Here is a 13,342-nt window from a genome sequence, read left to right as displayed (position 1 = left end):
AGTAAATGTCTAATTGATTCAGACTTTCAGTATATCGGGGGAAGAGTAGGGAAAATGGCTTCTTGCTGCAGCGTAAATATTGCTTTTTTTCAGTCGATTTTGCCGGTATGTCTTATTGATGATCGACTAATCCGGGTTTCCCCTGGGCTTAATGCCATAGATGGTTCTCAATTCGCTCGATGAGCCGATCAATGGGATGATCCCAATTGTGCAATTGTTGTTGCTCAAGGATTAGAACATCATTCCAGAAGTGCTGAAGCCAACGTCCGTCTTTGTATTTGTGGGCTAGCACAATGGGAGCTTGGTGGTACCAGCAGGCGAGGTGAACAAGTGACGTGTCGATGCTTGCGACCATTGTATTGGGCCCGAAAAATCGACTGGTGTCGAGAAAGCTTTTGATTGCAGCGCCTGGAAGGGTCAATTGGAAGGCAACCGTTTGATTGAGAGCTTGGATCTCACTCGCTTCATAGCGCGTGAGATCGATAATTTGTAAGTTTAATTTGGAGACGACCGGTGTTAATCGTTGATATAATTTCAAAATTGTTTTTAAGCCAAGGCTTCTTAGATGCGCCCATAACTTTTCTTCTGGATCCACTTTTGAGCGCCAGCAGCAGAGGAGAATGCGTGGTGATGTTGTTGTCTGTTGATTGAGTTTTGCAACTGGTTTGGGGGTTGCATTTGGATTGTGCCTGGCCAGGCAGGCGCGAAAGACGGTTTGGACGATCGGAAAAGCATCATTGCTGTTGTCTTGGGGTTTGTTTGATTTACTGATCCATTTCAGCTTGTGTTGTGCTTGATGGGCAGTAAGCAAGGGAGCAATGGCTTGCGTCGCTTGCTTGGGAACAAGAATGGTGAGCCGATCTTTGAAGAGGCCTCGATGCGCGTAGGCCAGCGCCATCGTTTCGAGCATGTCTCCTAAGCCTCCTCCCAAAGAGAGTTTCAGTTGACAATCGCTGGAGCGAACAATGGCATCAACCTGTTCAAACCATGGCTTCCATTCGGGTAGGCAGAGGCTCAGCCAGGGGTTGTGATGGTGTCTGTATTGCTTAATTCTGAGGAGAGCACCACGGCCTTGTTCACAGCGCAACGTCTTGGGTTCGCACCGCGTCAGCGTTTGGAAGGACGCGTTGAACTCTCCGTAAAAGGTGAGGAACTGGCAAAGACTGGCTAATTCAATGGGGTTGGTTTCATGCTGAATGGCTGAATGGAGGAATTGTTTTGCAAGTGTTTCGTCGTTGCAAAAGAGTTGCCAGTAATCCTTTCTTGTGATCGGCTGATTCCTTGCTTTGCTTGGGTTGTTCATCAGTCGGCCAACTGATCAAGAATTTGCCGGGCCCGCTGCACGACACCGATGGGAACGCCGGCGAGCCGTGCTGCTTCGATGCCGTAGCTGCGGCTGGCACCACCAGACTGCACCTGATGCAGGAACACAAGGTCGTCTCCGGTTTCTTCCACCATCACCTGGAAGTTGGCCACATTGGCTTGCTCCTCCGCCAGGTTGTTGAGCTCGTGGTAGTGGGTGGCGAACACGGTGCGGCTTTGTAGCTCGCCGGCGAGATGTTCGCTCACGGCCCAGGCAATTGAAAGCCCATCAAAGGTGGCTGTGCCGCGTCCGATTTCATCGAGCAAAACCAGGGAGCGTTCGGAGGCGTGGTGGAGGATGTTGGCGGTTTCAGCCATCTCCACCATGAAGGTGGATTGGCCTGCAGCCAGATCATCCACAGCCCCCACCCGCGTGAAAATTCGATCAGCAATGCCGATGCAGGCTGAGCTGGCTGGAACCCAACTACCGATTTGAGCCAATAGCTGGATCAAGCCGATCTGCCGTAAATAACAACTTTTGCCACTGGCGTTGGGGCCGGTGAGCACCACCAGATCGGTGCCGGCGCCAAGCTGCACATCATTTGCGGTGAAGTGGGTGTCCACCAACAGCTGTTCCACCACGGGATGACGGGCGGCTGTGAGTTGCAGTTCACGGCTTGCGCTGATCGTCGGTTGGCAGTAGCCCTCGCTGGCGGCCACCTCCGCCAGGCCCGCCAGGGCATCTAGGGCAGCAACGCCGCGTGCGGCCTCACGGATCGGAGCCGCCATCGCGCCCACCTGCTCGCGCAAGCTGCAGAACAGCTCGTATTCCCTTTGGCAGGCCCGCGCCCGCAGCTGGAAGATCCGCCCTTCCCGTTCCTTTAAATCAGGGGTGATGAAGCGCTCTTCATTGGTGAGGGTCTGGCGGCGGATCCAGTGGTCTGGCACGGCAGCGGCCTTGGCTTTGCTCACCGCCAGGAAGTAGCCAAAGCTGCGGTGGTGCTGGAGCTTGAGGGTGCTGATGCCGCTCAGTTGCCGTTCGTTGTGTTCTTGTTGCGCCAACCAGACGTCTTGATCGTCGAGTTGATTGCGTAGGCCATCCAGCAGGGCATCGACGCCGTCGTGGATGAGGCCACCCTCTGAGAGGGAGAGCGGTGGTGTGTCCAGCAGGGCATGGCGAATGCTGCGGGCCAGATCCGCCAGGGCGGGATCGGGCATCAGCAGCTGGGCAATTCCATCGGGTGCATCGTTGACCATGGCGGCCAAGCGTTCGGCGAGCTGGGGCAGCCGCTCGAGGCCATCAGCGATCGCCACCAGATCCCGGGCCCCAGCGTGACCTGCACCAGCCCGCCCCGCCAAGCGCTCCAGGTCGCCCATGGGGCGCAGCAGGCGTCGCAGCGACTGGTCGGGGGTAGTTCTTGCAGCCCGAATGCATCGAGGCTTTTGAGCGTATATTTGAAATGTTAAGAATTTCGCGGTTCGGCCAATACCCTCAAGAACCCTTACTTGCCGGTGAGGCTCCGCTCTACGATTGCTGGAGAGCGGTTGTTAGGCTTAATAGTAATAGGTCAACCAGCCGAAGGCATTGCGGAATATCCGTCGTGAGTGGGTTTCACCTGGATGTATTAGGTGCGGATAGCCAACTCTTCAGGCTGCTAGGGAAGGCGGACACACCACAAGCTGTAACGCTTTTGCCTGAATGATCTATGGCTTTACGCCGTTGCGTGGGAGAATTTAAAAACTGTTCCGTGTCGCGACACTTCTTATGCAGATCATAAACACCCTCACTGTGCTGGCCTTGGTGGTGATGTCCTTTGCGTTGATTGTTGCGGTTCCGGTTCTGTATGCCTCTAGCGAGGACAGCGGCCGTTCCAATCGCATCATCCTGTTAGGGAGTGGGGCTTGGGTGGCTTTGGTGCTGCTCAATTGGGGCGTGAGCTTCTTTGTGGCCTGAATCCCTTAACCCATGGGTGCAGCGTAGTTGCCACTATGGTTATGAATCTTCTGCCATATTCTCGATGGCCACTTTTGAAGGCCGGTTTACGGACTCATCATCCCTACGGATAGGTGTTGTTGTTTCTCGCTTCAATGACTTGGTTACAGCCAAGCTTTTGAGCGGTTGTTTAGATTGTTTGAATCGTCATGGAATAGATACCTCTGCGGCTAGCGACCACCTTGATGTGGCATGGGTGCCTGGTTGTTTCGAGCTTCCGATTGTTGCCCAACAGATGGCTCGAAGTCGGAAGTATCAGGTGTTGATCGCACTCGGCGCTGTGATCCGTGGTGATACCCCTCATTTTGATGTTGTGGTCGCCGAAGCCAGTAAGGGCATAGCGTCTGTAGCCCGCGATACTTCGATCCCAGTGATTTTTGGTGTATTGACAACAGATACAATGCAACAGGCCCTTGAACGGGCAGGAATCAAGAGCAATTTGGGTTGGAATTACGGTCTTGAAGCGCTAGAAATGGGAAGTTTGATGACATCCTTATCGTTATCTTAATTTAGAATGTACAGCCAGGTATACAAATAAACATAAGTATCGATCGTAATTCAGACTCCGTTGAAACTTGAAATTTTTGCAATTATTATATATATATTAGCTGCAATAGTTACTCAAAATATTTGAAAGCCATAATTCATGTTTATCCTAGTGCTTTTTTTTAAATTTTTTGCCGATTACATCATTTCCTAAGTCAACTTCTGAGTTAATATTTTTGTTTCTTGTTCATCATTATATGAAATATATTAAATATACTTCATATATAATCCATATATCCTTAAAAACAACCTCTTCATTTGTCGTTAGTTATCGTTAAGCTAAACTATATATATTGATAAATATTTAATAAATGAATTGCGCAAATCGTTTTTAGCTTTATTAGAATATTTTCTTCAGCCTTGGGTGAATGATTTATTCTTAAAAAAATGTCGTATTACAGTATTGATTTGATATTGGAAACAATTAAAATTAAAAAATCACTTTATCATAAAAGCTTAATCAAACTCTCACCATACTTCTTGAAAAATTTATGGTTTAATTGCTTTGCATATTATATCAATAAAATTTTAAATGAGATAAATATTTTTACAAAAACTTTCATCCATTTTAAGTATCTTGGAGAATTAAATAAGCACGATTTGCCTTTTATGTCAGTGATTTGACATCATTGTGACAATGTAATTTTTAATTATTTTTTCATGGTAAGCTTATTATCCTTAAACTTTTTATTCTTGTGTAGTAGACGATGTCGGCATTGAAGTTATTAACACTTTTGATCCCATCAATAATATATTTTATGTATATTTAAAAAAATTAAAAATATTTAGTAAAATTCCCTCCCGATAAAAAGTCTTTTGGCTTGATTTGCCTATTTTATGAAATATGAACGGTGAGATTTAGGCAGGCCCAGTAACTTGATCAAACACAAAAAGCAAATTAAATCTCTAAATTCAAAATTGCAAAACATACAGATTCATTGATCTTGTTGTGCGTTTTTCGTTGTTTAAGATCAATATTCTTTATACAAGACATTTACTTTTCAGTAAGTTCCTTTCTGGCGGGATTGATTCTAGTCTCTGAGGATTACTTGAATAAAAATTTTATATGAAAATGAAGAAAGTCAAGAAAATAGATATAATTAATTATGCTGCATATTATTCACTGTTTTCTGGGAAATGTATTTATCAATGTTATTAATATCTCTTTGGGCATCTCCATCTCCGATAGACCTCTCTTAAGGTGATGAAGAAATGGATTTGTATTGCACTGTACCAAGTTACCCTCATTCCGAAACAGTTGTTTCACTTGATCGTACTCACGAAAATTATATCGTTCAGAATAAAAACGAATAATCTGTGGACAACCTCATGAGTATATTATACCTATGCACATTTTTTGCAATATCGTCCTTTTTATCCAAGAATTATAACTCGTTGGATTTTTGTAGCGCAATATTATTTTAAAGATTACATAATTAGTAAGTCTGAGTCTTAATATTTGTTCTGAGATAAAATACGTTTGATATTCAGTTTTATAAATCGCTTTAGGACTTTCTTTTTCTAGAAAAGTTGAAACTTTTTTGAATTTACCGAGGAAGGCTTATAATGATTGCTATCAATTGTTGATAATTAGTTTACTACTATCAATATCGACGTGGAGGAAAAAAGTGTAATATATTTATTGAGGTAGATAAACACATTAGAATGATATCAAAGTAAATTTCTTATCAATTGTTGGCTATGATTCTCTCTCAAAACTATAGTCTCTCAAAACTATAGTCTCCCAAAATTATCGTCATTATACATTTCAAGTGTCTATATTGAGTTTTCTTGACTTAACTTTATTTTATTGATGAATATTCATTCTGAAGATCAATAGAATATACTCTAGTTATGTATTTATTTTTTATCATTTTATTTAAATAAATGTTACGTATTTTTGTTTAAGGTATTATTAATACAGTCTTCTATTTGCTGTAAATTGTAATTCACTAAGTCTGATGACTGTATTGAGTGTTTTTCTATTGTTTCCCCTAATACAAAACTAATTTTGTGAGGCATAATTAAATGATAAGGTAATCCAGATTCAATCATTTCTTCATCTGTATCTTGAACCAGACGTTTAGGTATTAACGATATTACTTTGCACTGCTCTTGAGATAAGCATAGAGCTTGTAATGTTGATGTACCTGATTCGGCAATGATTAGTTCAGCATTGCAAAACATCTCTATCAGTTTGTCGAAACTATGTTCAATTGGATCTATTATGTTAAAATAATATTTTGAACAAACCACATGCATTAATTCCTTTATATTGTTTATTCTTGTTTTATATTTTCCTCGCCTAACCATTAGTAATCTTTGTTTTCCCTTAAAAGTCTTTTGTTTGTATTTTTTTCTTATTTGAGCCATCGCCATTTCTAGCAAATATGTCTTCATGGCGGGGTTTGTAAGATATATTGATAAATGATTCGGCAAAATACTTCTAATGTTTAAATTTTTCTCTAGGGCAGTATCAAATGGCGAAATATTAAAATTATCGCACAAAGTATTTAGGATTTCTTCTATACCCCTCTTCCATTTAAATGGATATGTACATTTTTGTTTCCAGAAACTTGATATTTTACCTTCCAACCATAAGCTTGGGAATTCATCTCCAATAAAATGTCCAAAGTGATTGTTGTGAGATGGTATGACATAAGCGTTAGATTTTTTAATTTCTTTTAATTCAATTTCTTTGAAAAGTGCTTCATTTATTTTGGCATCCATGTAATATTTCCCATCTATAGGACTTCTTTTATTTGTAATTTGAAGAAATGGGTAGTATCGTAACCAAAATATATCCTCAGTTATAAAAACATTATCGCGTACAAAGAAAAATTTTGACTCTCCATTCTCCCATGTGTAGCAGTAAACAATAGATTTTCCATATACTTTAATTAGTTTACTGTTGGATTCGTATTTCCCCATGAATTTCATTTTTACAGACTTTTTAAACTTTAACTCAGTAAAAATCTTTTCTAATTTTGACACATAAAATCTTTTCTTGTCTCTATAATTACTACTCTTATCAAAATCGATTATATTGATGTCTTGGCTCTCCAGTAAATCGTCTTTAATTTCTTCAGGATTAATAATTAACATAACGAAATTCCTATTTAAACATATTATTCGCGAAAGTGCTATTAATGCGCATTTTTAATTTTTCCATTACGTTTCGCGATTTGTTTTGATTGACCTCTAATTGTGCAAATACTACTTTACATTTAATCTGATTAGAATTCGTTTTAAATTGTTTGGCACCATTTCCCTGCTTGATTTTCAAAGAAACTAATTTGAATATGGTTAACTAATGGTGTCTTCGTTATTTAAAGATTCGATGGCATTTCAATTGGAACATTTATTAATTTAAATTCACCAGCTTTCGTGATGACCTGCCGGTTTAATTTCTCTTTTAAAGGTGAATTTAATTCTCCCTGCATCAACAAAATTATCTAGATTTATTCATTAATTTTCTCGCGTCATTGCATCTTCTTGATTTAATGTTATAAATCTCACTCTTTCTCATCAAAATTTTCGAGTGCCCACTCTCCGAGAATTTTATCATTTTAATTATCTTAAATTGTTATCACCTTCTATCTCTCAAAGTTTATTCAACAAGTTTAATTATATCAACACTGCTATGCTGGACATTCGAGCTACCAGTAAATATTGGCTCTTATTTTTAATAAAATGAATTTCTAATAGCTCTCATTACTAAAATTAATGTTATTTGGCTGAGAAATTTTGCTAGTATTGTTTTAGGATACTCTCCTGAAGTATTAATCAAACCTTATGAGTTCCATTTGTTATAGTATTGTAATTTATTTGACTCCTTAAATGTTTCTATATTCAGTTGTCATTCCAACTCGTCAACGATACCAATATCTTGCTTCAGCTGTTGATTCAATCCTTCAATTCGGAAAGGACGTCGAAATTATTGTTTCTGTGAATGGAGACCATATGGATTTTAAAATTGTCAAGGCCTTTTTAGGTCATAGAGTTGATCTTCAACAGCTTCGAATTGTTTATACGGAACGTGTTGTACCTATGTATGAAAATTTTGAGTTTGGTTTGTCACATGCAACAGGAAATTATGTTACAACTTTAGGTGACGATGATGCTTTGATGTTTTGTTATAGGAATCATGTAGACAGTCATTTTAGGAACCACCCAAACTCAATCTTAACCTGGTATAGGGGAGCATACTTTTGGAATGATACGCCACAGCATGGGCAACTCTCTGGTTTACCGTGGCAGGCCCCCATCGAGACGTCCTTTGCAAGTAAACTACACTATTCCCAGACTGAATGTGTAAGCTATAATGATTTACCTAATATCTACAATAGCTTTTTTCCTTTACACCTAATTGATTTTATAAAGGGTAAAAATAAATCCTTCTTTGGTGAGTATAAATTTTTCCCCCACCCTGACTGCATTGCACCTGACATTTTTTCAGCTATACAGTCATTATACTTATTGTCAGGTAGCTATTTTCTTACAAATTCCCCTATTTCTATTAGTGGTATCGGCGCTAAAAGCAATGGCTTGGTGACTATGTCCCCTGGTGAGCTCTCTGACGAAAATAAAAAATTTAAGGATGAAAATCAAATTTCATCTTTCCGAACATATTCGAAAAAATATCTCTTCGATTCTGATTCTCATCAATTGTGGAATGCTGCAATCCAGGCTTTTGCTCATAAAATTTTTTCGCCTCATGTACAAAGTAAATCTTGGAATATTTCACTGCCATGGATTATTAATCTTACTGAAGCCTATATTTGCTGTGAAGCCAGTGTCGCACCTTATTATGCTATTGATTTTATTAAATTCTTGCGCTTATATGTTCGTCATCATGGACTTATTGACAAGCTCAAGCATATTTATACTCAGTCTTTTTCTATGACTAGTTCCGATGAGATGGCTTTACCTAGATATAGTTTTCGTACAATTTTGAATATTCGGTCTTCAAAACCTGCCTCTATACATGTTGACAGATTTGGCTGCTTAAATTCATTTCAAGCAGTCTTATATTATTCTGCATTATTTGATGGCTTTGATGCTTAGTATTCTAACTATCACTGTTCTATGCGATTTAACGTGTTAATATTTTCTCTTCAATGAGATTGTTGATTGTTGTTCCTTCAATGGTTTAATCATGCGAGTTTGCCTACAGCCAATAATAATTTTGCTTCAAATACTTTTGATTTTTGACTTAAAAAAATTCGTGTATGGAATTGTTTTTTTGGCTTGCTTGATAATGAGCTGGATATTGCCGCTCTATACTTTTTAAATGTTTCGATAATATCTTTGTGATTTAATTGAATCCAATCTTACCATCTTTCTCGTCATATTACATGTTGATTGCTATGCATTCATTTTTAGGCTGTATTTTGCTTTCATTTTAGATGTGCCATGATTTTGTGTCTTAAGCTGGCTTGTTCTGCAAATTTAATAACCACTAGGTATGGTATGTATTGTTATTTAATTCAATATCTCCGTGTTGTGTTGGCAAAACATAATCTTATTTTTTGTTTTTCTTGTTGCAATTGTCGGGTCTGTTGGCTTTACTAAGATCTGGATGTTTCCCTGATCGAAGTTTAATCATTATTGACATAAGCTTTTTATTTATTCGTGACTTAACCATATTTAGTCAAAAAATCTTGAGGTAGCTTTCTTGTTTTGATTGATATGACTGGCAAGAGTAATAGTGCTCCCCAATATCGCCTACTCGATTAGTTATGATTTGGATAAAAAATTCACGCATTTAATATCTGATTGCATTAGTCTGAACCGTTAGTAGGGAATTTAATTTTCAAAAAGGTGATCATAGTCCTTCATTAGGGATTGCTGCTTGACTTAAGGGTAGGGGATGGTCCATCATAGACGTGTTGAGGGTTCAATCCTGAACTTGCGGATGTAGCTCAGTGGTAGAGCATCTCCTTGCCAAGGAGAGGGTCGAGAGTTCGAATCTCTTCATCCGCTTCTTCTATCAGCCTTATCTTTGCTGTTACTTGGGCATATTTTAAATTTTTTAAGTCAATTTGATGTTTATTTTCTAGATTTGATTCCATCTTACTTTCCTTTGATCTTTGGGGGATACTCTCTGAGTTATTTTTTGTTTCGTGTATCATCTTCGATTCTTTGACATGCGCCTGTAAAGCTTGAACTTCCTTTTTGCAATCATTTGTCTGGATTTGTATAAGTTTTTTGCGGTTTTGTGCAAGAATTGAGTTAGTGGCCCAGTTGCTTTATGCGTCTGTTGGTGCTTAATAATCTCTATCCTCCGCAGGAACTGGGTGGGTACGGTCGATCTCTATTTGATTTTGCTAATGAATTGAGGGCCCTTGGTCACCAGATTCAAGTATTAACAAGTAATGCTCCCTATTTGGATGGAGATATAGGCGATGAAATAGGAGTCTGCAGAAACCTACTTTTGTTGGGATCTTATGAAAATGGTCTGCAGCTTTTGAATAATGCTGGCGACATTCATACTCGGAATGTTCAAAATTATCGCTTACTCGAGCAGTTCATGCGAACATTTCAGCCACAGGCTGCGTTGGTTGGCAATATTGACTTGCTAAATCCTACACTTTTGCATCAGTTGGTTGCAGCTGGTATTCATGTCTGGCATCATTTTGGCTTTGCAAATGCCAATGTTGAAATTGATCAACTTCCTTTGAGTAGTCCTCTTTATCACCCCTTGGGTGGGAGCCAGCACACAGCAAGTGCGCTACAGCTCGCTATTTCCAGTGGCTCCAATGTTCCTGTAATCTATACCGGGGCACAAACATGGAGGTTTGCATCTCTTCTGTCAACTCCTTTGTCGGTTCCACTCAAAATTGCCTATGCCGGCTTAATGATTGGGTCGAAAGGGCCTCAAGTGTTGTTGGATGCCTTGATCCGCTTGAAAAGTTTGGGTATCGCTTTTAATGCGGAGTTCGCCGGAGCCGAGTTTGGCGTGGACGGTTTAAATCCCTTTCAAAGATATGTCGCCGATGCTGATATCGCTAATCATGTTCAATTCTTAGGCCGTCTTGACCGCGATACTCTCGCTGAGTTTTATGCACGCCATCAAATCTTGGTGTTTCCTTCGATTCATCCTGAGGGATTTGGGATCGTGCAGGTTGAAGCAATGGCGGCTGGGTTGTTGGTGATTAGCAGTGGAAGTGGTGGTGCTGCGGAAACTGTCTATGACGATGTTAATGGACGTCGATTTCGAGCTGGAGATGGAGCCCACTTAGCTGAAGTTTTGCAAGATGTCATCAGCAATCCAGCGCGTCATGAACAACTGCGCAAACGTGCACGGCGCGTTGCTTGTCGTTGTTTTGATGTTGGCGCTTCGTCATTGAAGTTGGCATCATTGATGCAAGCGTCACTTGATTGAGTTAATCGATTGTTTTCCGCCAACGCAATGCTTCCAACCGTGCTCTGACATTGGTCATCACGCCTTCCCAATCTCCTGCGCAAGTTTGTCGGATGATTGTTATGCAGGGGTACCAGGGAGTTCCTGTTCCACATAGCCCCCAGCGCCAATCGGGAATATGCTTCAGCAAAAGCCATGTTGGAACTCCCATCGCCCCAGCAAGGTGGGCTATTGCGCTGTCGCCGCTGATTACAAGATCGCAATGCGCCAAGACCGCTGCTGTATCACGCCAGTCGGTGCTGGCGCTAACAGCATTTTGCCCTGATACAAACGGCAGGCCTTCATCCATACGCAGTTGTTCCTTGCCGTCAAACTTCTGCAGCGAGACGAATTCCAGGTTTGGTAGACCTCTTAACATTAGGAATGTTTCAAACGGTATTGATCGCCCAGACGCATAATTCGTTTTTTCTTGCTCTGGATTTCCTTGCCAATGCAGACCAATCAAGTAAATTTTTCTATCTTGTTTTAAATAGTATCGCCAATGCTCAACACGTCGTAGAGAAGGCATTAAATACTCTTGTCGTCCGGGTATGTCCTGTCCAGGCTTCCAGAGCATGGGCAATAAATTCATCGCTGGAATCCAGGTTGTTGCTTGAGGGATGCTGGCAATCGATGAGCAAACATTCTTGATTGTGCTGCATTCAAGTAGTAGTCGTGCGAGGTGGGCTTGGCAGAAAACCACTACCAATTGTCGTTGCTGTAGAACTTCAATAAGCCGAACCGCCTGGATTAAGTCTCCTTGTCCTTGTTCACCCACCACTAAGATCCTGTGTTGCGGTAATTGCTGACACTTCCAGAGGGGTGCTCCAAATGTTGTTGTCAGTTTGTTGTAAAGGGTCGCTCCAAGACGCCGCGCCAGTAGATCTGATTGATTCATTAGGTTCCAGGCTCGCTCCCATTGGTTGGACAACAGCAGGTCCAACACGCGATAGCTCAGAACAGATTCTCCAGCCTCTGGGTTGTTCTGAATCAAGAGTTCGAATGCACGGCTGGCCTGGTTTGGTTTGCCCAGATGGTGCAGCGTAAAGGCGAGCTGTTGATAAAGAATTGGATCGTGTGGTCGCTGAAGAAAAGCTGTCTTGAGTTTTGCTTGAATTCTTTGCAAACTCATGGCCGCATGGCTTCAATTAAGCGTTGCCATTGCTTGACTCCATCACGAAATGGCCTGTGTTGCATGCAGATCTCTTGCAGTGTTTGTGCCTCTTTGCAAAACATCTTCTCGTCCAAGAGTTGCTTCAGATGCTTGATCCAGTCATTTGGATTTGCTGCGAGTCGTCCTGTCCATTTCCACTCGTCGCAAAGATCGCGATACGGATCCACATCGGAGGCGATCCAAGCAATGCCTTGGCTGGCGTACTCCAGGAGTTTGAGTTCGCTTTTGTAGCTGTTGAATCCTCCTGCCCTAAGGGGTGCCAGCCCGATCTCAAAGTTCAGATGGTTGAGATAACTAATATATGACTGTAGTGGGTAATATTCCACCTGATTGTCTTCCAACTCCAAGGCATGTGCGAAGCTCAGCCTTCCAACGCGATGGCCAACATGAACCAACTGGAGTGTTGGTTTTGTTGCTATCCAGTGAGCTAACGGTCTCAGCTGCTCTAAATCTTTGGGTCGTGTCCATGGAGCGCCCGTCCAACCGATTCTGATCTTTTCACTGTTAACGCTAGCAGCGTTGCTACGCCTCTGTTCAGGGGCATAGTTTTTAATCAACCGTACTCTTTGAGAAGGGAACATTGTTGAAAGCATTTGTCGAAGGTTTTCAGTGCTGCACGTGATAACTTGTGCATGCCGCAAAAAACTTCCCAGCAATGTGAGCCTTCTGCGTGACCAGATCGCTTGATTAGCTTGCCAAAGATTGTCATCCAGATCAGCAATCAGAGGAATTCCACTATGAATGGCTTCAGTGAGAGCCCTCACGGAGCGCTTTAGCTCCAACGGGGACCAGCGGTACAGAATGATCAACTGGCAAGCAGGTAAGACACCCCGTCGTGGGCAAATGCCGTGCAGCTCTCCGGCCCTATCCAACTTGCAATCACTACAAACGTCTGCATGCCATGGCATGGCCTGCAGGTATT

At 41.7% G+C, this 13,342-nt stretch carries 9 protein-coding genes, 1 tRNA gene and 1 pseudogene; 6 read left to right on the top strand and 5 right to left on the bottom strand.

Annotation, left to right across the window (positions count from 1 at the left end; translation table 11 throughout):
• Positions 1-148 precede the first annotated feature (148 nt).
• Positions 149-910, bottom strand: coding sequence for a hypothetical protein (locus tag SIB64_RS01350; RefSeq protein WP_413441553.1), 762 nt, complete (start codon positions 908-910; stop codon positions 149-151).
• Between the two features lie 120 nt (positions 911-1,030).
• Between SIB64_RS01350 and SIB64_RS01345 the strand changes: the two genes are divergently transcribed.
• Complete coding sequence (locus tag SIB64_RS01345; RefSeq protein WP_413441552.1) at positions 1,031-1,171, top strand: hypothetical protein; 141 nt, start codon at positions 1,031-1,033, stop codon at positions 1,169-1,171.
• A 131-nt stretch (positions 1,172-1,302) separates the two neighbouring features.
• On the opposite strand, the pseudogene mutS reads toward SIB64_RS01345, so the two are convergent.
• Positions 1,303-2,706, bottom strand: a pseudogene (gene mutS, locus SIB64_RS01340) (DNA mismatch repair protein MutS); the annotation flags it as partial.
• Between the two features lie 361 nt (positions 2,707-3,067).
• Here mutS and psbZ point away from each other — a divergent pair.
• Positions 3,068-3,256, top strand: coding sequence for a photosystem II reaction center protein PsbZ (gene psbZ, locus SIB64_RS01335; RefSeq protein ID WP_413441551.1), 189 nt, complete (start codon positions 3,068-3,070; stop codon positions 3,254-3,256).
• Between the two features lie 64 nt (positions 3,257-3,320).
• The gene (ribH, locus tag SIB64_RS01330; protein WP_413441550.1) at positions 3,321-3,803 is read left to right on the top strand and encodes a 6,7-dimethyl-8-ribityllumazine synthase; all 483 of its coding nucleotides are present in this window, start codon (positions 3,321-3,323) and stop codon (positions 3,801-3,803) included.
• A gap of 1,928 nt (positions 3,804-5,731) precedes the next feature.
• Here ribH and SIB64_RS01325 read toward each other — a convergent pair.
• Positions 5,732-6,946, bottom strand: coding sequence for a glycosyltransferase 61 family protein (locus tag SIB64_RS01325; protein ID WP_413441549.1), 1,215 nt, complete (start codon positions 6,944-6,946; stop codon positions 5,732-5,734).
• Between the two features lie 735 nt (positions 6,947-7,681).
• Here SIB64_RS01325 and SIB64_RS01320 point away from each other — a divergent pair.
• The 3 genes from SIB64_RS01320 to SIB64_RS01310 all read left to right on the top strand — a co-directional run bounded on the left by SIB64_RS01320 (position 7,682) and on the right by SIB64_RS01310 (position 11,228).
• Positions 7,682-8,908 carry a glycosyltransferase gene (locus tag SIB64_RS01320; protein WP_413441548.1) on the top strand — a complete coding sequence of 409 codons (1,227 nt, stop codon included), beginning with the start codon at positions 7,682-7,684 and terminating at the stop codon, positions 8,906-8,908.
• 846 nt (positions 8,909-9,754) lie between these two features.
• Positions 9,755-9,826, top strand: a tRNA-Gly gene (locus tag SIB64_RS01315).
• 268 nt (positions 9,827-10,094) lie between these two features.
• A complete protein-coding gene (locus SIB64_RS01310; RefSeq protein ID WP_413441547.1) occupies positions 10,095-11,228 on the top strand; it encodes a glycosyltransferase family 4 protein in 1,134 nt (377 codons plus the stop codon).
• Between the two features lies 1 nt (position 11,229).
• Here the strand turns inward: SIB64_RS01310 and SIB64_RS01305 are convergent, their stop codons facing one another.
• Positions 11,230-12,378: a glycosyltransferase family 9 protein gene (locus tag SIB64_RS01305; RefSeq protein ID WP_413441546.1), complete on the bottom strand. Its 1,149-nt coding sequence runs from the start codon at positions 12,376-12,378 to the stop codon at positions 11,230-11,232.
• Positions 12,375-13,184: a hypothetical protein gene (locus SIB64_RS01300; protein WP_413441545.1), complete on the bottom strand. Its 810-nt coding sequence runs from the start codon at positions 13,182-13,184 to the stop codon at positions 12,375-12,377. Before SIB64_RS01300 ends, SIB64_RS01305 begins: the two co-directional genes overlap by 4 nt.
• Between the last annotated feature and the right edge of the window lie 158 nt (positions 13,185-13,342).

Origin of the sequence: Synechococcus sp. MIT S1220, assembly GCF_047303025.1 — a bacterium.
Lineage (GTDB): Bacteria > Cyanobacteriota > Cyanobacteriia > PCC-6307 > Cyanobiaceae > Parasynechococcus.
This window is presented reverse-complemented; position numbering and strand designations above follow the sequence as displayed.